The sequence below is a fragment of the Roseovarius albus genome (assembly GCF_900172335.1).
Classification (GTDB): Bacteria; Pseudomonadota; Alphaproteobacteria; order Rhodobacterales; family Rhodobacteraceae; genus Roseovarius; species Roseovarius albus.
Map to the genome: position 1 here is coordinate 318,466 of NZ_FWFX01000003.1, position 19,223 is coordinate 337,688.

Here is a 19,223-nt window from a genome sequence, read left to right on the forward strand (position 1 = left end):
GATTTAATCCTCAATCAAACAGTTTGTCACCTTCGAAGACGGGCGTGCCGTCGCGAAGGGATTTAAAGTCACGTACGAAAGATTGCAGAAGACGCCAGATCATCAGGCCAAAGCCCGCAGGAACGGCCATCAGGAACCAGACCTTGGAGATCCGCAGACCATCGGTCACAGAGCCGAACTTGGCTGAGATATGCACAGCCTCAAACGACCAGTAGAGCGCGATGATCGCGACAATGAACATCACCAGGTCGCCAAAGATATAAAGCAGGGCTTTGGCGCGTGGCGGAATGTAGTGCATGATCACATCAATGCGGATGTGGGCTCGTTCTTTGACCGCGGCAGCGGCCCCGATCCAGGCCAGATAGATGAATGAATACCTTACAATTTCTTCTCCCCAGATCGAGGAGTAAGAGAAGACTTCGCGCCTCAGCACCTCAATGGCCATCGTGATCACAAGCATCACGTAAAAGATGAGAAGCAACCAGCGCTCTGCATCGCGATCTATTCTGCGAAGTAAATTCATGTCCTGTCCATTCGTTGGGGAACTGCCAGATCGGCGAATTTAACGGGCACTCATGGGCTGAGCGCCCGTTAAAATTTTAGGCGTCGTGAACGTAGTATTTGCCTTGGGTGCCTGCAGCTTCTTCCAACTTGGCAAAGGCCTCCATGGAACCGGCCAGTTCGACCTTGAATTCGTCCCATTCGGATCGTTGATATCCACCGGCCTCTTGCCATTCAGCAAGTTGGTCACCCGTGAGCGAATGAAATTCGACGCCTGCCTTGTTCAGTTCCGCCATCGCGTATGCACGCGCGGATGGCACCTTTGACAGATTCTGGTGCGCTGTCATTTCAGAGCCCCACATGACTCCCTCTTGCACATCTGCAGGCAAAGAGTTGAACCATTCAAGGTTGCACGAATAGACTTGGCTATCCGGCACGGCCTGCGTGAAGGTCACATGGCTGAGGATGTCTTTGAAGCCAAAGACAAACAGTGCCCCAACCGATGGATCAAGCGCATCAGCAACACCCTGCTTGATCGCAGACGGTGTTTCGCCCCAAGCCACCGGTGTTGGGTTGGCCCCGACCATGCGGTAATATTGCTGCAGCATTTTTGAACCGGGCACGCGGAATTTCACGCCACCCAGATCGCCAGGGCTAAGGACCGCTCCGGCACCGCCTTTGCGCACGGCGACAACACGTGGGTCAATGTTGACATAGAACAGCGCCTTAAAACCCGCCGCTTCGATCTTGGGGTGCACCTCGGTGTTCCAGTGATCCGAGTTGACCAGATTGGTGAAGCGTTGGTTTGAGCCGCACAGATAGGGCATGTTGATCAGGTCAACGGTCGAGGCAAATGGCGCGAAGTTTGACAGAGAGTGTTGAGCTGCCTGAATGGTCCCACCCTGAACCTTTTGCACCAAGGCACCCCCTGCCCCAAGCTGCCCACCGGGTGCCAGCTTGACGTAGACTTTGCCGTTGGTGGCGTTTTGAATGTTTTCCTTCAGGTCAAGCTGCATGATCGGATAGCTGCGCGAGGCCCCCAGCACATAGGCCGTGGCCAATGTCATGATATGTTCGGCCGCTTTTTCACGGTCGCGCTCTTCGTTGGCCGTTTGCGCGGTTGCCTCAGACGACCAGAGCACGCCCCCGGCCCCGGCCACCATCGCAGCTGTGAATGCGCCGCTTGATACGAGTTTTAGGAAATTTCGGCGTGAAGCCGATGCAAGTTCCTTTTGATCTTTATCCATTGAACGTCCTCCCGATGGACTATTTGCCGCCGTTCTTGTTTTTGCGGTCAGCTTCTTTTTTCAAAATCGCGACGACAAACAGGATCGACGCGGCGAACAGAACCAGCATTTCACCGACATCACCCAAGAATGCGCTTCCGGCAAAGGCCCCCAGTGCAACGTTTGTGAAATACACGAGGAACACTGCGAGTGAGGCGGCAAGAAACATGGGTGAGGCTCCGTTTGAATCGGTTGTGCGGTAATGTAAGCGCTTACATGACTCAAATGCAAGCGCTTACATTCATTTGGTTTCAAACCCCCTTAATTCTGATAGAATTGCACTGCTTATTCTCGAAAGGCAGTTCATGACAGAAATCAAAGGCGCCCCGACACTGGACGATGTGGCAAAGGCGGCAGGCGTCTCGACAGCGACCGTTTCGCGTTGTCTGAACAGTTCAGGTCGGGTTGTCGCGGCAACACGTGATCGGGTCATGCGCGCAGTTTCTGAACTGGGTTACACCCCAAATTTTGGGGCGCGGGTCATGGCTGCCAAACGCACCTACACGATTGGGGCAATCATTCCGACAATGGAAAACGCTATCTTTGCCCGTGGGCTGCAAGCCTTCCAGGAAGAGCTGCATACAAAGGGATATACCTTGCTTGTGGCCAGTTCCGCCTATCGGCCCGAAATCGAAGAAGAGCAGATACGCGCGCTGGTCTCGCGCGGTGCGGATGGATTGCTTTTAATCGGACATGATCGCGCGGCATCGATCTATGACTATCTTGAGCGACAGAACGTTCCCGCACTGGTTTCCTGGTCTTATCAAAGTGATGCACGCGTGCCTTCGGTCGGGTTCAGCAATTCCGACGCTATGCAGGAGTTGGCCGAGGAGGTGATTCGAGCCGGACATCGAAATGTAGCCATGATTTCAGGGATTTGCGAAGGAAATGACCGCGCCAAAATGCGCGTACAGGGATTGAAGAAAGCCCTCAAGCAATATGACATAAACCCTGATGACGTCCCGATTATAGAGACCCCATATGAAATTGATGGCGGCGCAGCGGCCTTTGCCAGCCTGATGGAATTAACACCACGACCCACTACTGTTTTATGCGGTAACGACGTTCTGGCAGTGGGTGCATTGCGCAAGGCGCATGACTTGGGATTGGACATCCCGGGGGATGTTTCGATAACGGGTTTCGACGACATAGAGCTGGCCCAGATCGTCAACCCGCCCCTGACTACAGTACACGTCCCCCATCGGGAAATGGGCTGCAAAGCCGCGTGCGAATTGGTCAATCTGGTCGAAAAGACTAGCGATGGCAAATCCATCAAATTGCAGACCTTCGTGAGTAAACGCAATTCTCTTGCGCGTAATCAGAATTGATGCGAGCAAAGAACGTTTCAAGAATGCAAAGCAATCACTGAAAGACCCGCAACAGAGCACTGGCCTGCAACTCTTCCGCTTCGGCCAATTCATCCAACATGAAATCGACCTCCAGCAATCCAACCTCAGAAACCTCGATCTCAATGTGATCTTCGAAAAGCGAAGCGCCCCGGTCAGCGTGTGCAGATGCCTTTATGAAATTTGCAAATAGGGTCATTGTTTCAATTTCCTTATGTGTCAGAAGACAGGCTCCAGCCCGATCTTCAAATTTGTTCGATACAAACTGAATACGTCCCGGATGTTTCAATTTAGGTTCGCGGCATGGCAAATTGGGTTTCAATTTTTTCAATGGTCGTCTGTTGAAGCCTCGAGCTCCGAGGGTTCTGACTATTTTCGAGCGGGACGTCATCCGGGGACATGCACATGCTATCTTCCCACCATTGTGATACTGGTCAACATGAAAGGGACTGAACCATCATGGATTTTGATTCAGAGAATCTCAGGGAAAGCATTCTGGAAGCCTCGGAGCTGATCATTCTGGAAGGAGGATATGTCTCTTTTGATCTGAATGTCGTTGCAACAACGTTGGATATCCCTGCGCAAACGATCATTGAAGTCTTCCCAACAAAAGAGGCCCTCGCCGAAGCAGTGCTTGAACGCTATGCGCTCAATGATATGGCGTTGTTTCAACGTTTATCGCGCCAAGCCGAGATCAAGACAGATGATCCACTGGATCAGGTGCTGCTGTTTATCGGGTACTTCAATGACTTTCTTGACGATCTCGAAGACCCCATTCCCGGGTGCATCTTTGCCTCGTACACCTATTCGCGAAAGCATTTTGGCCCCGAGACGCGCGAATTTATCGACAAAAGTCTGGACGCCTGGAGCAAGCTATTTGAAGATAAGTTTGACGCTTTGATCCGGCATCGGACGCCGCGTATCGCCATCACCGCGCGGGAATTGGCAGAAATGATCACCACGACGATTGAGGGTGGCTTCATCATGACCAATGCGAAGAATGATCCGAAGTGGACGCAGCGACAAGCGCAGCAGTTTCAGAAGTTTGTCGCCCTGGTGTTTGCAGAGTAGTCGCCCGGATCCTACCCGCGGAGAACGTTACGCTGCATCTAAAGCTCTTGCAAACGGCGCACTGTTATCCCGCGTAGTTCGTGTAATGAAACCGCTCGACATTACCGTCCTTAATGGCACAGCGCACTTTGATATAGCTGCGAGCGTCGTAGTTTGTGTTGCTCGAGCGGCCAACCTCAAGCGTGATGACGGTAAAGCCCTCGACATCGGCCACATACGACAGGGTTTGTTCGAAATCCACATGGTGGTAGCCCTGATTTGACATTGCCTTGTGGGTGCGGTGCATGCACAGGCCAATGGCGTTCTCTTCGGTCGTAAGGTTTGGATGGGGCGTAAAGGCGCCACCGTTCTTGTGCTGTGCCTTGGCCACCGCCGAGCCAAGCACACCGAGCGCCACACCGGCGATGAAATCGCCCACGCCATCATCATGCGCCTGCACGGGTGCGGCGGTTACGGTGCTGAAGGCCAAAGCCGCGCATAGGGCTGCGGTGGAAATTCGTTTGAAGCGCATCACGTTTATATCCTTGTGTTCTTTGCGTAAAAAATTTCTGCTTATATTGGGGAAAGCGTAGCGCACTGTGGACGCGCGAGGCCAGACTTTTGAAAATTGGACGTCATAAGAGAGCTTTGCATCACTCTTATTGAGTGCCTTGCGCCATGAGCTCAAAAAATTCTTCGCGGCTATTGGACCGCGGGTAAGGCTCAAGAGGGATAGGTTTGCCGAGGAACGTGCACAGCGGATCCCACCCGTCGCGGGCCCGAAAGACCAGCAGACGATCAGAAGATAGTGTTTCTTTGACTTCAATTTCCTGATGGTGGAACGCCTCGAGCACACCTTGCCGGTCCGTATGCCCTTGCAAACTGCGGCCCAGCGCGAGCTTGGACACCATGGTGAGCCAGTCCACCTGCTCAGCGGGCCAGTCGTCAGGGGAGGTTAGAACTTTGAGAATGGTTTGCGAAATGCTTTTGTACCAGTTTTGGGGATTGCGGGTGGAGAGGATGATTTTGGCATTTGGGTAATATTCACTCAGTTCCCGCCAAAAGGTGGCGGTGGGCCAGTCGACAGCCGAATGAAACCCATCATAGATTGCGCGCCAATTCGGATCTCCGTCCAAGGCCGCGTTCCATTGTGGGACGCGGGTGGGCATGTCCTGCAGGACGTCCTCCATGTGGTAAGTCGGGCCCAGACCCAGCGTGTTGAGTGCCATCCGGAGTGACATTGTCCCCGTCCGGCCGAACCCTGCGCCAATCACTTCGAGTGCCATCATATCCCCCGAGCTTTGTTGGTTGTTTTGCAAGTATAGCACGGATTGGGTTGATCTGCCGGGCAGATGCGCGTGGCTACTGTTTCTCAAAGAAAATAACAACTTCGCCGACCTTCACGCCGAATTTCTCCATATAAGCGATGTTTAGGACACGATTATCTGAGAGCTTCCACATCCAGTCGTCAAAACTGACTCGGGTGGTTTTGCCGTCCACGGGCAAATCAATTGTGTATTTGAAATTGAAAGTATCTCCGGACTCGGTTCCTTTGGCGGTGCCCAATACTCCGGGGGCGGTTCCATCCCATGTGTCAGGGCCGGTTTTGGTCAGAGTCCAGATGCGTTGTTCTGTGGTTTGGTCAGAATAGGTGAAATCTTCGACCAGACGCAGGATGGAGCCATCCCAGACGCCGTCAATTTCAACCACGAAACGCCGCGAGACATTGCCGAGCACGTCCTTGAATTGGCCATGGGCGATGACCCCTCCTTCGAAAAACTCTTCAAGATTGAGAGTGTCTTGAGACAGCTTCTGTTGCTCCAATGTCGGGCGGTCATTACAGGCCGTCAGCATAATAAGAGCGAGGACAACAAGGGCGCGGAGCATCTACAGGTATCTTTGGACCAAATGAGGTTGATTGGGTTGCGTTGAGATGGCTTTTATTTTCATAACGCCCCCACCCAGAAGCTGAGTGGAGGCGACGTCAAGTTATGGCCTTTGCCAGACCATTGAAGTGATCGGCAGTTACCCTTCTGGGATCAAAACCTTGTCGATAACATGAATAACGCCGTTGCTGGCTTCGACATCCGCCGCAACCACTTTGGCTCCATCTACTTTGACGCCATTTCGGGCATCAACGGACAGTCGATCACCCTCGACCGTCAAAACCTGTGCCTTTTTCCCGGCGATATCACCTGCCATGACTTTCTCCGGGACGACGTGGTAGGTCAGAATGGTGATTAGCTGGTCTTTGTTCTCGGGCTTGAGCAGCGTTTCAACTGTGCCTTCGGGCAGTGCGGCAAAGGCTTCGTCTGTTGGTGCAAATACCGTGAACGGGCCGTCGCCCTTGAGCGTGTCAACGAGCCCAGCGGCTTGAACCGCGGCGACGAGGGTGCCAAAAGATCCGGCTTCGACCGCCGTATCAACGATGTCTTTTTTGGCTCCGGCAAAGGCTGAGGTCATGCTGACCGCGGCCAGCGAGACACCTGCAATTACACTAATGAATGAACGTCGTAGCATTGTCTTCTCCCAATTTAGATTGTGGCCTGATTACGGGGGCTTTGGTTTGTTGGATCACAATAATTGAGAAGATCAGCTGAAGTCGGATTGGGATAACCGTGCTTGCGCGCGCCGGAAGAGCAGACTGTTCAGACCTGCCGATTCTTAGGCCAAATAGTTGTTTTATAATATAAAATTAAAATGACACTTTTACGCTGTACGGCAGCAGCAATCGCACAGAAAATCCCCATAAAAATATTTTCGGGTCTTTACAGTTTTGCACTAATTGGAGCGTCGAATTGAGACGCTCCAAGACAAATTCAGGCGTGTGTGCGGGACTTGCTTGGGTCATAGATCGGGCTGTCGACCACGGTGGCGGTGGTCTCGATCCCATCACCGCTGACCTGCAAGACAGTGCCAGCATTGTGGCAGGGTTGGATGTGGGCCAGCGCAAGGGACTTGCCCATCCGGTGCGAATAGCAGGGGCTGTTGATCACACCGACCTCGGCCCCATCTAGCGACAAAGTTTCGCCGCCTGCGACCATGTCAGGGTGGGCGATGTCGAGGCACACGTTGTTCAGCGCTTCTTTCCCCTGGGCGGCCGCGAGCGCGGATTTACCGCGAAAATCGCCCTTGTCCTTGCTGATGGTGAAGCCAAGGCCAACCTCCCACGGGGTGTTGGCATCGGTCATGTCGTAGCCATAGAACAGCAGTCCCGCCTCGATCCGCACCTTATCGAGCGCAGTGAAGGAACAGGGCATGACGCCTTTAGCGACGAGCTGATCCCAGATGTCGGTGATGACCGTGCCGTCGGCAAACACCTCGTACCCGCGTTCACCGGAATAGCCGGTGCGTGAGATGCGGCAGGGATGGCCAAAGAGCGTGGCAGGGGCGTGTTGGAAATAGCCTAGTTCAGCAAGGTCAATGTCCGTGGCCGCATTGAGGGTGGCGAGCGCATCGGGACCTTGGACCGAGAGATCATGCAGATCGTCGGCAAACGTAATGTCGACATTGCGGCCCTCGGCTGAGGCCTCGAGCAAGGCCATGGTGTCACCAGAACCGTGCACGATCATCCATTCGTCATTGCCGTTGTTCGACACGATAGCATCGTCGGCAATCCCGCCCTGTTCGGTCAGCACACAGAGGTAGGCCGAAGACCCCGGCGCGATTTTGGACATATCGCGGGTGGTCAGGTGATCGAGTGTGGCAGCGGCGTCGGGACCGCGGACAAAGACCTTTTTCAGCGGGGACATATCAAACATGCCGACCCGCTCGCGCACGGCATCATGTTCGTCGTTGGGGTCGGTGTTGTAGCTCCAGGCGGTGCCCATGCCGTTCCAGTCTTCGAGCCCCGATCCAAGCGCGCGGTGACGGGAGGCAAGGGCTGAGGTGCGGCTGAGTTCTTGGGTCATATACGGTCCTTTCTAGTACCATTCATCAGGCATCAAGGCCTTTCGGTCGGAAACAAAATCGGTGAGGGCTTGCAGCGTGGACGGGTCCATCGTCGGTGGGGTGTAATCCGCCAGCATCTGTTGCCAGCGCGGCGTTGCCCGGTGGGCCGAGGTGGGGCCTCCGTTTTCGGCCCAGGTTTCAAAAGGCCCACCTTCGGGGATGTCGGGCTGAAAGTTAGCGGTGGCGTAGTGGCGCATGGTGTTCTGGGTTGAGAGGAAGTTTTTCCCCGGTCCAGTCTCGAAATAGGCGTCCTGTCCGAACGCCTCGGCATCGGTTTCGAACCCTTGCAACATGGTGAGCATCGCGCCGCAATGGTCGAGATCCATGATGAATTTTTCATAGGACATCACCAGCCCGCCTTCGAGCCAGCCCGCCGCATGCCAGACCTGATGTGCGCCAGACAGGAGTGTTGACCACATCGCGCCGGTGCTGTCCTGCATCGCCTGCCCGTCTGGCGCGTTAGAGGCGGTGATTTGGCCGCCCCCCGAACGAACCGGCACACCAAGGCGGTGACCGAGTTGCGATAGCGCCATGGTGGCAAGGTTGGCCTCGGGTGAGCCAAAGGTCAGCGCGCCGCTTTTGAGGTTCATGGTGGAATGAAAACTGCCCATGACCACCGGGCAGCCGGGGCGGACTAGCTGGGCCAATGCGATTCCGACCATCGCCTCGGCCAGAGTTTGCGCGGCAACGGCGGCTGGGGACAGCGGCCCCATGGCGCCCGCAAAGATTGCCGGCGAGACACAGACGCATTGGTTGGCTGCGGCATAGACCCTGAGCGCGCCGGACATCGTATCGTCATAGACCAACGGAGAGTTGACGTTGATATTGCCCTGCATCACCGCGTTTTGCTCCATGAACTCTGCGCCAAAGACCAGCCGAGCCATGGCGATGCTGTCCTCGGCCCGCTCAGGCGACGTGACACCGCCCATGAAGGGCTTGGTTGAGAGCGTCAAATGCGCCAGCACCATATCAAGATGACGTTTATTGACGGGCACATCAGTGGGTTCACAGACCGTGCCCCCAGAATGGTGTAGCCAAGGCGACTGGTAGGTCAGCTTCACGAAGTTCTGGAAATCATTGAGCGTGGCATAGCGGCGACCTTGGCGCAGGTCCGTGACGAATGGCGACCCATAGCCGGGCATCAGCACGACATGGTCGCCGCCAAGGGTGACGGTATTTGCCGGATCTCGGGCGTGAAGCTGGAATTCAAATGGAGCTGTGCTGCATAGCTTACGCACAAGTCCGGGTTCAAACGTTACGCGTTGCTCCGCGACACGTGCACCAGCAGCGGCAATCAGGTCAAGCGCTATCTGATCGCCGCGAAACTCGACGCCGATCTTGTCGAGAATCCAATCGGCCTGCTGTTCGATTGCCTGTAGGGCAGTTTCGTCCAGCAGGGCGTAAGCCGGAATCTTGCGCCGATTGGTTTGTTTATTCACAGGTGCCGCGGATTGTCGGGCGAAACGGCCACGACGAGCAGGCCTTGTACATTTTCCAGACGTGTCTTCGTACAATATTTCCAACCCTTACTCTTCCTGATCGGTATATAAAAAGGAAAATATCGCTATATTGGCGCGTAACAAGTGAGTTTACCTGTACTTATCGTTCAATGTTTTTATACGTTAAGACATGGCAAAACTATTTCGACATCATGATACACTGCGGCTGTTTATCGAGATCGCACGGCATTTCAGTTTTTCGGATGCCGCCGCGGCGCTGAACATGACCAAAGGGGCGGTCAGTTATCAGGTGAAAACGCTGGAGGAGGATCTGGGCGTGGCGTTGTTTCAGCGCCAACCCCGCGGCGTGGCACTGACGTCCGAAGGGCAGTCTGTGCTCCAGAGCTGCAAAGCGCATTACGAAGGCATCGAAACTGCGCTGGAGATCTATCGTGGTGCCGAGATGCAGATGCTGACGGTGGGTGTGTCTACGTATTTCGCCTCGCGCTGGCTGTCACCACGTCTGATGGATTTCATGCAGGCGCATCCCGAGATTCAGCTGCGCATTCAACCGATGACGCGCCTGTTTGACCTGCAAGCCCAAGGGGTTGATCTAGCGATCCGCTGGGGGGATGGCGCGTGGGATGATGTTGAAATCCTCCCTTTCATGCCCTGCCCCGCTTGGCCTGTTGGTAATAGGGACACGGCGGCGCAGATCGTGCGTTTGGGGTGGTCTGAAGCGATGCCGCATCTGACTCTGTTACGCGATCATGATGACAGCAATGCCTGGTCAGATTGGCTGGACGTCGCAGGGCTGGAACGTCAGGGGCGTCAGGACGCACTCATTGTGCCTGATCCGAATGTGCGGGTGCAGGCGGTGATTGATGGACAGGGCATTGCCTTGAACGACGATCTGGTTGCGCAAGAGGTGGAAAATGGAAAATTGGTTCGCCTGTCAGACGTGGAATTGGCTCAGTACGGGTATTTTCTGGCCATTCCGCCGCAGCGGCGGAAAAAGCGCAGCGTTACCGCATTTGTGGAATGGATATTAGAACGCAATTAAACAACCAATAACTGCCATATTTGCTCCTTTGTTCCAGTTGGGATAGGCTAATGATCGCTCCGTTTCGACCGGGCGTCACGCGCATAACGGGAATAAATTCATGAGCGAAAACGAATTACCCGACACCAAGGCCGGTCGTGTGGATTGGGTCATACGTGCAGAAACGAATGAGGAAATGCGGCGGCGCTATGATCTTTGGGCGCAGGATTACGACAGTGATGTCGGATCCTATGACGACTATCTCGTGCCATGGGAAGCCACCAAGGTTGCCGAAATAGTGTTAAGTAAGGAAGCGCTCATTCTGGATGCGGGCGCGGGCACCGGCCTTGTTGGGCAGACGCTGAAAGAAGCCGGTTTTCAAAGGCTGATTGCTGTCGATTACTCCGAAGGGATGCTGGACATTGCACGAAAAAAACAGGTTTACGAAGACGTCCACCAATGCGACCTGAGCCGTCCTACTCAATTTGAGACGGGATCAATCGACTGTGTCATAACCTGTGGAACCACGACACAGATGCCCTGTGCCAGCTTGCGTGAATTTGCGCGGATCGTTCGACCCAAGGGGAAAATCATCTTTGCCGTTGTGCCAGATGCGTGGGTCGATTTTGGATATGCGGATATCCTGTCAGAGCTTGAAGCACAGGGAAAGCTTTCCGTTAAAAGCCGTGGTGAACCATTTCAGATGCTCCCAACGACCGAGCCAGACTTCTATTGCGAAATCTGGGTGATTGACGTCCGCTGAAAACACTATTGCGGGGCTTTCCAAACGTTAGCCGTGATGTCCTTGACTGTCATTTGGGGCCTGATCACGTTCGAACATGCCGTAATCGCGAATGACGGAAGAAACGCGTAAGCGGTAGTTGCTGAAGATCCCGGTGCGACCGCGTTCCTGCCCGGAACGATGGGCCGTCAGGTTGCGCCAGTTTTGCACGGCTTGCTCGTCACGCCAAAACGACAGTGACAGGAGCTTGTCGGGGTCGGTCAGGCTTTGGAAGCGTTCAACCGAGATAAACCCGTCGATCTGTTCCAGCAGCGGTTTCAGACCGGCCGCGACATCAAGATAGTTGTCTTTCTGGCCAGAGGTGATTTCGACCTCGAAAATGACTGCGATCATATGGCACCCTTTCTGGCTGGTTGGAATTGATGGATGCATGCCAGGTTGGTGAAACGCAAGGTGGCGGAGGTCACAATCAGGTCAGTTTGTTTTTCTGATCTCAGCAAGGAAGTTGATGAACAGCCGCTCTGCCGTGTTCAGAAAGTCCGGCATGGCCTTCTCCGCCTGCGCTCGCATCAAATCCAGCCCCCCTTCTCCCATCGTTTCAATCAGGGCATCGCGATAGGCCGGGATGGTGGCCCAGTTGTCGACGGTGTCGGGCTCAACTTCGACATGGTATTGCATTGACCATGCATTTTGACCAACACGAATGGCCTCGACGCTGGTGTTTTCAGAGCGCGCCAGAACGGTCGCCCCTTCGGGCGCCTGTGCCACACGGACACCGTGCCATTGCAGGCAGGTCTGGCGATCAGGAAGACCCTGCATCAGCGGATCAGCACGGCCTTCGGGGGTAAGCGTGACTTCTTTTACGCCAATTTCGGCTGGGCGTTGCGGGCCACAGGTGCCACCTAGGGCATCAGCCAAAAGCTGATGCCCCAGACACAGGCCGAGGAAGGGTTTTTGCAGATCTTGCACCCAATGACGAATGGCGGCTTTTTCCGTGATTAGCCACGGGTGCTCCTCGACATCCCAGACATCCATTGGCCCGCCCATAACCCAGAGGGCGTCATAATCCGCAAGGTCGGGAATGGGTTCACCTTCATCCAGTTCAACCGCATCCCATGCGATGCCTGCACGCGTCATCAAAGCTCGTAAGGAGCCGGGGTGTTCACAGGAGACATGCTGGAAGACGAGAAATTTCATTGATTACTCCGATCCGGTGCAAATATTGGGTAGAGCACATACCGCGAGAACAATACTAGCCGATATCTGTACTCTTGCATTGGTCCACCTTTAAATAAGGCTTGGGGCGCAACCTAAACTTCAGGTTTCGCCCCGGCGGCCATTCTAGAATTGGCCTGACTTTATATGAATTTAGCTGGCTGATATCTCAAACCGCATGCGGAGGACGCATACCAATGCGCGAGAGTGTCACCTTGGTTGTTCGGATCGCATCCTTTAAACCCAGCCTCTCTTGCTTGAGTTGCTTGAGCAGGTTGCTATCGGGAACGGGTCGCAGGTTCTCTTTATCAATTCTGGAATTGATCAAAATGTGGCGGTTTCGCAATGTAGTGATCCGATTGAACAAGGATCTTGCAGATACTTTCCGGTTTTTCATCGAGGTCTCCTCTGTTGAATTGTTGGACAGCTTATGCGCCGGTACACTTGAATTGGGGGCGGCAATGCGCGAAATAAAGTGACAGTATTAGATTTCTTGATAGTATTTTCCTATTGGCGCAAATCGGCCAAAGAAGGCCGTTTTCCTACGCTGCGATTAAAAGCCATGGTCGCCTCGATCCCCGCCAATACAGCCGATACGATGAGGAGCGTGGCAGAGCCGGCTTCGACAATTAACCAACCTGCGATCAGAGGGAAACCGAAGATGCCGATGAAATATGTCAGCGCAAAGAACTGCAGGGTCTGTGGCAGAAGGTCTTCATTCGCATCGTTGGCCGCCATCGCAGCCAGGATCGGATACGACACCCCGTAGCCAATGCCAAAGAGGAAGGCGACCAGAAGATAAAGCGGGACATTCGCACCGCTAAACAGGAACAAAACAACCGAGCCGCACATGATGTATTGCAGGGCGGCGATGGTACCGTAGGGATTGCGCCCGCCTTTGAACCGCGCCAATGCCACACGAAACAAGACCACGGTGATGGTATAGGTCAGGAAGTAATCGGCGTAAGCCAGCCCGCGTTCATCGGCAAAAACTGTCTGAAAGTTGTTCATCCCGGCGAAGACACTAGCCCCAAGGCAGACCATAATCACCGGCAGACGCGCGGGAGACCGCATGATGTTAGCGATGGCTGAAAGGGAGAGATTTGATCTGGCCTCGGGACCTTTGGCCGCACTGAGTTGGCGGATCGGGGTGGTGAGCGTGAAGAAGATAAGGCCCGCCAAGGCGCAAAGTGCAGCCGTGATATAGAAAGCGTCTGCGATGGTCAGGCCTGCATCCTCGAGTATTGAAGCCAGCACTGGCGACAGGCCAAAGCCGGTCATCACCGCAACGCTGAGAATGGCGAAGTAACGCACGCGGTCCTGAGCCGAGATCAGCCGTGTCAGAACGACAGGTGGCAGGGCATAAGTCAGGCCCCAGCCCGCCCCCAAAAGGATGCTGGCAGAGATCAGCAAGACGCCGACGCCTTGCGCCATGCCGTAGAACGCCAGCGCAACGGCAATGGCAAAGCAGGCCCCGCCGAGGGTGCGCAAGCGGCCAAAACGGTCGGCCAAGTGGCCGGAATAATAAACGGCAATCAGTGTTGAGATGGTGGTGACGAAAAGCATCACGCCAACCACCTTTTCATTGGCACCGAAGGCGTCAAACAGGCGCGGCAGCATGAAGGTCAAGCCGTAAGCGCCCGCCTGCAGGAAAACGGCGAGATAGAAGAGCGTAAAGAGGATGGGGCGTGACATAAGATTATCCCGCGTCTGTAAGTTCGGCGCGCTCTTGCGCGATCAGGTCATTGAGTTTCTGGCGTTGCAGGCCTTGGGCGTCGAAGTTTTCGGCTGACAGCCAACGCTCAAATGCGCGTTCGACCGGCGGCCAATCTTGATCGAGCATAGAGAACCACGCGGTGTCACGGTTACGACCTTTGTAAAATGCTGCCTGACGAAAGATACCGTCATGCGAAAAGCCCATGCGCTCTGCCGCGCGGCAGGAGGGTGCATTGAGGGAATCGCATTTCCATTCGTATCGGCGATAACCCAACTCGTTGAACACGCGCGACATCATCAAGTACATCGCTTCGGTTGCTGCGCGGTGGCGTTGCAGCAGCGGCGAATAGGTGATGCCGCCCACCTCGATCACGCCAGCAGCTTGTTGAATGCGCATGTAGCTGGCGATGCCAACCGCCCGATCGGTTTCCAGATCGATAATCGCGAAATACGGCTGATCATCGACACCACTGGCGCCTTCGATCCAAGCGCGCAGATCATCCTCCTGCGTGAACGGGCCGATATAGTTGTAGGTCCAGAGCGCGCCGGTCTTGTCAGTACTGTAGGCTGCGAACAGATCGGCGGTGTGCTTGCCGGGTTCGAGCGGTTCGATCCGGCAATAAACGCCGTCCATCGGGACATGACCAGGATGCTGCGCGCCGGTCCAATCGGGCATTTCAAATCCGATGGGTTGGCCGTGTTCGTTCAAACGCTCCGACATTTCAGGCATCCTTTTTTGCCCACCCTACCGCAGACAGGATGGGAATTGACTTCTGATTATGTGTCGCACAAATTTGGACGGGCTTTAATGGCCAATAATGCACAAAAAGAGCATACCAATATGAAACAAACCTCTTGGCTTGGGTTCAGGATTGATCGCAAAAGCGCGGTGCCGGTGTTTGAGCAGATCTGTGTGGACATTCGTGCGGCGGCTCACGCTGGAGAATTGAAGGAAGGTGATCGCGTGCCCCCGACCCGTAGCTTTGCCACCGATCTGGGGGTGTCACGGTCAACCGTAGTGACAGCTTATGAACAGTTGGTGGCCGAGGGCTATTTAAACAGTTTGCAGGGATCGGGTTATACCCTGTGCGCGACAGGTGAAGTGGAATTGATGCGCGCCAAGCCAGAAGAGTACACGAAGCCTACCCAGCCTGAAACCACGTCAACCGGGATCTTCCGCGCGGGGCAACCAGATATGCGGCTGTTTCCGCATCGGCAGTGGGCCAAGACAGTGGCGCGGCTGTGCCGGGCCAATCCGCAATCCATGCTGGATGGGAGCGATCCGATGGGGCAATTGGAGCTGCGGCAGGCGATTGCAATGCATGTCGCCGAATGGCGGGGCATTGAAGCAAGCCCAGAGCAGATCATCGTGACCACAGGGTCAATGGACGCGCTCGAGATCTGCCTGCGAACGTTGACACAGCCAGGCGATGGGATTGGTTTGGAAAACCCAGGGTACCTGCCGCTGCGCCGTTTTGTTGAGGGGATGCAGCTGCGGCCCGAATTTATGGAGTTGGATGAAAATGGCGCGGTGTTACCGCGAGGAGCGCCGAGTCTGGTGGCATTGACGCCGTCACACCAATATCCGTTGGGGGGCGCGATGTCGCCCAATCGTCGGCTGGAGTTCATCCGCTGGGCCGAGGCGCACGACAGTTGGGTGATCGAGGATGATTACGACAGTGAGTTTCGTTATTCCGGGCGCCCCATTCCCGCGATGGCAGGGTTTGACCAGCTGAATCGGACAATCTATATTGGCAGCTTTTCCAAGATTTTTTCGAATGCGCTTCGGTTGGGATACCTGATTGTGCCCGAGGGAATACTGGACCATTTCCATGAAACAGTTCGGCGACAAGGTCAGCGGGCCAGCTCCATGCCTCAGCCCGCGCTGGCAGATTTCATCAAAAGCGGAGAGTTCTACCGTCATCTGCGGCGGGTCCGACGGATCTATGGCGAGCGGCGCAAGGATCTGCTGGAGCGATTGTCAGAGGAGTTTGCAGATTGCGGCCATTTTGCCGATCATCATGCCGGAATGCAGGTGGTACTTCATCTGGTCAGACACCTGAAAGATACAGACGTGTCGGCGCGGGCCGAGGCTCTGGGTCTTTCCACCTCACCTTTGTCGTCCTACGCCGCTGGCGATGTCCAGATGAACGGGCTGCTTCTGGGATTTTGCGGATACAGTGAAGCGGAAATGGCAAAGGGGTTGCACTTGCTACGCAAGGCCATGGGTTAACCCGCCCGGTCAGTGCCGAACGGGTTAGAAGCATCTTATTCAGCGGCTTTTTCGCCGATCTTGTCCTGCGTCCTCAGATCAAAGTCCGAGGCATCATGGCGTTCATGCAATTGCTCGCTCAGATCCCCCATGGTGCGATTTACCATGCGGCCACGCTGTACAGCCGGGCGGGCATCGATTTTTTCGGCCCATGCGACAACGTTTTCGTACTCATGGACGCTCAGGAACTCGCCCGCATTATATTGGCGGCCCAGCACCAGATTGCCGTACCAAGGCCAGATCGCAATGTCGGCGATGGTGTAATCGTCGCCTGCAACATAGGGGTTTTGAGCCAATTGCCGGTCAAGGACATCCAGCTGACGCTTGGTTTCCATGGCAAAACGGTCAATCGGATATTCCCATTTTTCCGGCGCATAGGCGTAGAAGTGACCAAAGCCACCGCCCAGATAGGGCGCGCTGCCCTTTTGCCAGAACAGCCAGTTCAGTGCGGCTGTGCGTTCGGGTCCTGACTTTGGCAGGAAGGCGTCGAATTTTTCGGCCAAATGCATCAGGATTGACCCAGATTCGAACACATTCAGCGGAGCATCACCGGTGTGATCCACCAGCGCCGGGATTTTCGAATTGGGATTTACATCGACAAAGCCACTGCCGAACTGATCACCGTCACCGATGCGGATCAGCCAGGCGTCATATTCAGCGTCATGACCTGCGTCGAGAAGCTCCTCGAACATCACGGTGACCTTGACGCCATTCGGGGTGCCCATGGAATAAAGCTGGAACGGATGCTTGCCGACTGGCAGTTCCTTGTCATGGGTAGCCCCAGCAATGGGTCGGTTTGTGGAGGCAAAGGTACCACCGTTTTCCTGTTCCCATGTCCAGACGGCGGGGGGCGTATAGGTGTCGTTGCTCATAAGAGTAATCCTCGGGTTCGCTCGGGTTGCACAAGAGGTAGCCATCTGGCGCGCGGATGCAAGGTGCAAGGCTGCACATTGGTCTGTGCATCGCCAAGGAAGATTTGGCTCATCGCAGATAACGCCCAATGACACGATCAACACAAGAGCGTCAGAATAGCTTGGCATCTGAACTTGACGCCCCAAATCAGAGGAAGACGATATTCATGAGCGCAACCGCGAAGGAGGATTGATCATGAAACGACACCACTTCATTGCCGCCATTTTAGGCTTGTCGATTGCCACCAGCGGATTTGCTGCCGCACCCGCTCGAGCAGATAATGATACTGCTAAGGTTATAGCCGGGATCGCGACACTGGCGATCATCGGTTCAGCGATTGCGAAATCAAATAATGACCACGAGTATGATGGGGTTACCCTACACAAGGCCGGGTACAAAACCTACGGTGGCCACCATTACAAAAAGAAACATCACAAGAAAAAATACGGCCATAAGCGCTATAAGAAACACTACGGCCACAAGTCATACAAAAAGGGGTATGGCTATCGCTCTTATAAAAAGCACGGTTACTACAAAAAGGGCTACCGCAGCCATCGCGGTAAATATTTCAAACCCGCCTATGCCTATTGATCAAGGCATTCAGGTGCGCGCAACAGTACGCGCACCTGATAATTGATCAGAATTCGACAACAGCGCGGATTGATTTACCTTCGTGCATCAGATCGAAGCCATGGTTAATCTCATCCAACGACAATTTGTGGGTGATCATCGGATCGATCTCAATCTTGCCGTCCATGTACCAATCAACGATTTTTGGCACATCGGTGCGTCCCGATGCGCCGCCAAAGGCAGTGCCGCGCCAACTGCGGCCAGTGACCAATTGGAATGGGCGCGTGGCAATTTCCTGACCTGCGCCAGCCACACCAATGATGATGCTTTCACCCCAGCCTTTGTGCGCGGATTCCAACGCCTGACGCATAACGTTCACATTGCCTGTGGCATCAAACGTATAGTCGCCGCCACCGCCGGTCAGTTCGACCAAATGCGCAACAATATCACCGTCAATTTTAGTCGGGTTCACAAAATCGGTCATGCCAAAGTGGCGACCCATTGCTTCTTTGTCGTCATTCAGATCAACACCAACGATTTGATCCGCGCCAGCAAGCCGCAAGCCCTGAATCACGTTCAGGCCGATACCACCAAGACCGAACACAATACCGGTTGAACCAATTTCAACTTTGGCCGTGTTGATCACTGCGCCGATACCTGTGGTGACGCCGCAACCGATGTAACAAATCTTATCAAACGGCGCATCTTTGCGGACTTTGGCGAGCGCGATTTCTGGCACCACCGTGTGGTTGGCAAACGTTGAACAGCCCATATAGTGGTGGATTGGTGTTCCATCCAACATCGAAAACCGCGTTGATCCATCTGGCAACAGACCCGCGCCTTGGGTCGAACGGATCGACTGGCACAGGTTGGTTTTTGGATTCAAACAGTAATCGCATTCGCGACATTCCGGCGTATAAAGTGGGATCACGTGATCGCCGACTTCCAAAGAGGTCACACCTTCGCCGACTTCGATCACAACGCCCGCGCCCTCATGACCAAGGATCGCAGGGAAAATCCCCTCGGGGTCATCACCCGAACGGGTAAACTCATCCGTGTGACACAGGCCGGTCGCCTTGATCTCAACCAAAACCTCACCAGCTTTTGGTCCTTCAAGGTTCACTTCCATAATTTCAAGTGGTTTGCCCGCCTCTAGGGCGACAGCAGCGGTGGTACGCATG

Annotated in this window: 23 protein-coding genes; 6 read left to right on the forward strand and 17 right to left on the reverse strand. The window is 54.7% G+C overall.

The annotated features are described in order from the left end of the window. Positions 1–10: 10 nt before the first annotated feature. The 3 genes from ROA7450_RS06880 to ROA7450_RS06890 form a co-directional block, all read right to left on the reverse strand. Positions 11–523, reverse strand: coding sequence for a TRAP transporter small permease (locus tag ROA7450_RS06880; RefSeq protein WP_085804947.1), 513 nt, complete (start codon positions 521–523; stop codon positions 11–13). Positions 524–599: 76 nt separating this feature from the next. Next, positions 600–1,748, reverse strand: coding sequence for a TRAP transporter substrate-binding protein (locus ROA7450_RS06885; RefSeq protein ID WP_085804948.1), 1,149 nt, complete (start codon positions 1,746–1,748; stop codon positions 600–602). Positions 1,749–1,767: 19 nt separating this feature from the next. After that, positions 1,768–1,956 (reverse strand): hypothetical protein, encoded by a 189-nt coding sequence (locus tag ROA7450_RS06890; RefSeq protein WP_085804949.1) that lies wholly within the window; start codon positions 1,954–1,956, stop codon positions 1,768–1,770. A gap of 136 nt (positions 1,957–2,092) precedes the next feature. On the opposite strand from ROA7450_RS06890, the gene ROA7450_RS06895 reads away from it, so the two are divergent. After that, positions 2,093–3,115 (forward strand): LacI family DNA-binding transcriptional regulator, encoded by a 1,023-nt coding sequence (locus tag ROA7450_RS06895; RefSeq protein ID WP_085804950.1) that lies wholly within the window; start codon positions 2,093–2,095, stop codon positions 3,113–3,115. Positions 3,116–3,149: 34 nt separating this feature from the next. Here ROA7450_RS06895 and ROA7450_RS20750 read toward each other — a convergent pair whose 3' ends face one another. Then, a complete protein-coding gene (locus tag ROA7450_RS20750; RefSeq protein WP_143534383.1) occupies positions 3,150–3,332 on the reverse strand; it encodes a hypothetical protein in 183 nt (60 codons plus the stop codon). 260 nt (positions 3,333–3,592) lie between these two features. Between ROA7450_RS20750 and ROA7450_RS06905 the strand changes: the two genes are divergently transcribed. Continuing rightward, on the forward strand, positions 3,593–4,204 hold the full coding sequence (locus ROA7450_RS06905) for a TetR/AcrR family transcriptional regulator (RefSeq protein WP_085804952.1): 612 nt from the start codon (positions 3,593–3,595) through the stop codon (positions 4,202–4,204). Between the two features lie 64 nt (positions 4,205–4,268). On the opposite strand, the gene ROA7450_RS06910 is transcribed toward ROA7450_RS06905, so the two are convergent. The 6 genes from ROA7450_RS06910 to ROA7450_RS06935 form a co-directional block, all read right to left on the reverse strand. After that, positions 4,269–4,715 carry a hypothetical protein gene (locus tag ROA7450_RS06910; RefSeq protein ID WP_085804953.1) on the reverse strand — a complete coding sequence of 149 codons (447 nt, stop codon included), beginning with the start codon at positions 4,713–4,715 and terminating at the stop codon, positions 4,269–4,271. A 127-nt stretch (positions 4,716–4,842) separates the two neighbouring features. Next, a complete protein-coding gene (locus ROA7450_RS06915) occupies positions 4,843–5,472 on the reverse strand; it encodes a sulfotransferase family protein (RefSeq protein ID WP_085804954.1) in 630 nt (209 codons plus the stop codon). A gap of 73 nt (positions 5,473–5,545) precedes the next feature. Further along, positions 5,546–6,070 (reverse strand): DUF3833 domain-containing protein, encoded by a 525-nt coding sequence (locus tag ROA7450_RS06920; protein WP_085804955.1) that lies wholly within the window; start codon positions 6,068–6,070, stop codon positions 5,546–5,548. A gap of 138 nt (positions 6,071–6,208) precedes the next feature. After that, positions 6,209–6,703: a fasciclin domain-containing protein gene (locus ROA7450_RS06925; RefSeq protein WP_085804956.1), complete on the reverse strand. Its 495-nt coding sequence runs from the start codon at positions 6,701–6,703 to the stop codon at positions 6,209–6,211. Positions 6,704–7,002: 299 nt separating this feature from the next. Next, entirely contained in the window at positions 7,003–8,094 is a 1,092-nt protein-coding gene (locus tag ROA7450_RS06930) for an aminomethyl transferase family protein (protein WP_085804957.1), read from the reverse strand. A 12-nt stretch (positions 8,095–8,106) separates the two neighbouring features. Beyond that, positions 8,107–9,657, reverse strand: coding sequence for a trimethylamine methyltransferase family protein (locus ROA7450_RS06935; RefSeq protein ID WP_306372425.1), 1,551 nt, complete (start codon positions 9,655–9,657; stop codon positions 8,107–8,109). Positions 9,658–9,763: 106 nt separating this feature from the next. Between ROA7450_RS06935 and ROA7450_RS06940 the strand changes: the two genes are divergently transcribed. Together ROA7450_RS06940 and ROA7450_RS06945 are read left to right on the forward strand one after the other, a co-directional pair. Beyond that, on the forward strand, positions 9,764–10,636 hold the full coding sequence (locus ROA7450_RS06940; RefSeq protein ID WP_085804958.1) for a LysR substrate-binding domain-containing protein: 873 nt from the start codon (positions 9,764–9,766) through the stop codon (positions 10,634–10,636). A gap of 100 nt (positions 10,637–10,736) precedes the next feature. After that, complete coding sequence (locus tag ROA7450_RS06945) at positions 10,737–11,378, forward strand: class I SAM-dependent DNA methyltransferase (RefSeq protein ID WP_085804959.1); 642 nt, start codon at positions 10,737–10,739, stop codon at positions 11,376–11,378. A 27-nt stretch (positions 11,379–11,405) separates the two neighbouring features. Here the strand turns inward: ROA7450_RS06945 and ROA7450_RS06950 are convergent, their stop codons facing one another. The 5 genes from ROA7450_RS06950 to ROA7450_RS06970 form a co-directional block, all read right to left on the reverse strand. Beyond that, positions 11,406–11,750: an antibiotic biosynthesis monooxygenase family protein gene (locus ROA7450_RS06950; protein WP_085804960.1), complete on the reverse strand. Its 345-nt coding sequence runs from the start codon at positions 11,748–11,750 to the stop codon at positions 11,406–11,408. Between the two features lie 81 nt (positions 11,751–11,831). Beyond that, on the reverse strand, positions 11,832–12,554 hold the full coding sequence (locus tag ROA7450_RS06955; protein WP_085804961.1) for a type 1 glutamine amidotransferase: 723 nt from the start codon (positions 12,552–12,554) through the stop codon (positions 11,832–11,834). A gap of 187 nt (positions 12,555–12,741) precedes the next feature. After that, positions 12,742–12,969: an HP1242/YdcH family protein gene (locus ROA7450_RS06960; protein WP_085804962.1), complete on the reverse strand. Its 228-nt coding sequence runs from the start codon at positions 12,967–12,969 to the stop codon at positions 12,742–12,744. 110 nt (positions 12,970–13,079) lie between these two features. Further along, positions 13,080–14,267, reverse strand: a complete 1,188-nt coding sequence (locus tag ROA7450_RS06965; protein WP_085804963.1) for an MFS transporter — start codon at positions 14,265–14,267, stop codon at positions 13,080–13,082. 4 nt (positions 14,268–14,271) lie between these two features. Next, entirely contained in the window at positions 14,272–15,009 is a 738-nt protein-coding gene (locus ROA7450_RS06970) for a GNAT family N-acetyltransferase (protein WP_085805058.1), read from the reverse strand. 120 nt (positions 15,010–15,129) lie between these two features. Between ROA7450_RS06970 and pdxR the strand changes: the two genes are divergently transcribed. Then, entirely contained in the window at positions 15,130–16,521 is a 1,392-nt protein-coding gene (pdxR, locus tag ROA7450_RS06975; protein WP_085805059.1) for a MocR-like pyridoxine biosynthesis transcription factor PdxR, read from the forward strand. Positions 16,522–16,556: 35 nt separating this feature from the next. On the opposite strand, the gene yghU is transcribed toward pdxR, so the two are convergent. Next, entirely contained in the window at positions 16,557–17,432 is an 876-nt protein-coding gene (gene yghU / locus ROA7450_RS06980; protein ID WP_085804964.1) for a glutathione-dependent disulfide-bond oxidoreductase, read from the reverse strand. Between the two features lie 235 nt (positions 17,433–17,667). Between yghU and ROA7450_RS06985 the strand changes: the two genes are divergently transcribed. Further along, positions 17,668–18,063 (forward strand): hypothetical protein, encoded by a 396-nt coding sequence (locus tag ROA7450_RS06985; RefSeq protein ID WP_085804965.1) that lies wholly within the window; start codon positions 17,668–17,670, stop codon positions 18,061–18,063. Positions 18,064–18,109: 46 nt separating this feature from the next. Here ROA7450_RS06985 and ROA7450_RS06990 read toward each other — a convergent pair whose 3' ends face one another. Next, positions 18,110–19,222 carry an S-(hydroxymethyl)glutathione dehydrogenase/class III alcohol dehydrogenase gene (locus tag ROA7450_RS06990; protein WP_085804966.1) on the reverse strand — a complete coding sequence of 371 codons (1,113 nt, stop codon included), beginning with the start codon at positions 19,220–19,222 and terminating at the stop codon, positions 18,110–18,112. Position 19,223: the final 1 nt, after the last annotated feature.

Coding starts and splice junctions, on each gene's coding strand:
- ROA7450_RS06880 (WP_085804947.1), bottom strand. CDS start 523: ATGAATTTACTTCGCAGAATAGATCGCGATGCAGAGCGCTGGTTGCTT.
- ROA7450_RS06885 (WP_085804948.1), bottom strand. CDS start 1,748: ATGGATAAAGATCAAAAGGAACTTGCATCGGCTTCACGCCGAAATTTC.
- ROA7450_RS06890 (WP_085804949.1), bottom strand. CDS start 1,956: ATGTTTCTTGCCGCCTCACTCGCAGTGTTCCTCGTGTATTTCACAAAC.
- ROA7450_RS06895 (WP_085804950.1), top strand. CDS start 2,093: ATGACAGAAATCAAAGGCGCCCCGACACTGGACGATGTGGCAAAGGCG.
- ROA7450_RS20750 (WP_143534383.1), bottom strand. CDS start 3,332: ATGACCCTATTTGCAAATTTCATAAAGGCATCTGCACACGCTGACCGG.
- ROA7450_RS06905 (WP_085804952.1), top strand. CDS start 3,593: ATGGATTTTGATTCAGAGAATCTCAGGGAAAGCATTCTGGAAGCCTCG.
- ROA7450_RS06910 (WP_085804953.1), bottom strand. CDS start 4,715: ATGCGCTTCAAACGAATTTCCACCGCAGCCCTATGCGCGGCTTTGGCC.
- ROA7450_RS06915 (WP_085804954.1), bottom strand. CDS start 5,472: ATGATGGCACTCGAAGTGATTGGCGCAGGGTTCGGCCGGACGGGGACA.
- ROA7450_RS06920 (WP_085804955.1), bottom strand. CDS start 6,070: ATGCTCCGCGCCCTTGTTGTCCTCGCTCTTATTATGCTGACGGCCTGT.
- ROA7450_RS06925 (WP_085804956.1), bottom strand. CDS start 6,703: ATGCTACGACGTTCATTCATTAGTGTAATTGCAGGTGTCTCGCTGGCC.
- ROA7450_RS06930 (WP_085804957.1), bottom strand. CDS start 8,094: ATGACCCAAGAACTCAGCCGCACCTCAGCCCTTGCCTCCCGTCACCGC.
- ROA7450_RS06940 (WP_085804958.1), top strand. CDS start 9,764: ATGGCAAAACTATTTCGACATCATGATACACTGCGGCTGTTTATCGAG.
- ROA7450_RS06945 (WP_085804959.1), top strand. CDS start 10,737: ATGAGCGAAAACGAATTACCCGACACCAAGGCCGGTCGTGTGGATTGG.
- ROA7450_RS06950 (WP_085804960.1), bottom strand. CDS start 11,750: ATGATCGCAGTCATTTTCGAGGTCGAAATCACCTCTGGCCAGAAAGAC.
- ROA7450_RS06955 (WP_085804961.1), bottom strand. CDS start 12,554: ATGAAATTTCTCGTCTTCCAGCATGTCTCCTGTGAACACCCCGGCTCC.
- ROA7450_RS06960 (WP_085804962.1), bottom strand. CDS start 12,969: ATGAAAAACCGGAAAGTATCTGCAAGATCCTTGTTCAATCGGATCACT.
- ROA7450_RS06965 (WP_085804963.1), bottom strand. CDS start 14,267: ATGTCACGCCCCATCCTCTTTACGCTCTTCTATCTCGCCGTTTTCCTG.
- ROA7450_RS06970 (WP_085805058.1), bottom strand. CDS start 15,009: ATGTCGGAGCGTTTGAACGAACACGGCCAACCCATCGGATTTGAAATG.
- pdxR (WP_085805059.1), top strand. CDS start 15,130: ATGAAACAAACCTCTTGGCTTGGGTTCAGGATTGATCGCAAAAGCGCG.
- yghU (WP_085804964.1), bottom strand. CDS start 17,432: ATGAGCAACGACACCTATACGCCCCCCGCCGTCTGGACATGGGAACAG.
- ROA7450_RS06985 (WP_085804965.1), top strand. CDS start 17,668: ATGAAACGACACCACTTCATTGCCGCCATTTTAGGCTTGTCGATTGCC.
- ROA7450_RS06990 (WP_085804966.1), bottom strand. CDS start 19,222: ATGCGTACCACCGCTGCTGTCGCCCTAGAGGCGGGCAAACCACTTGAA.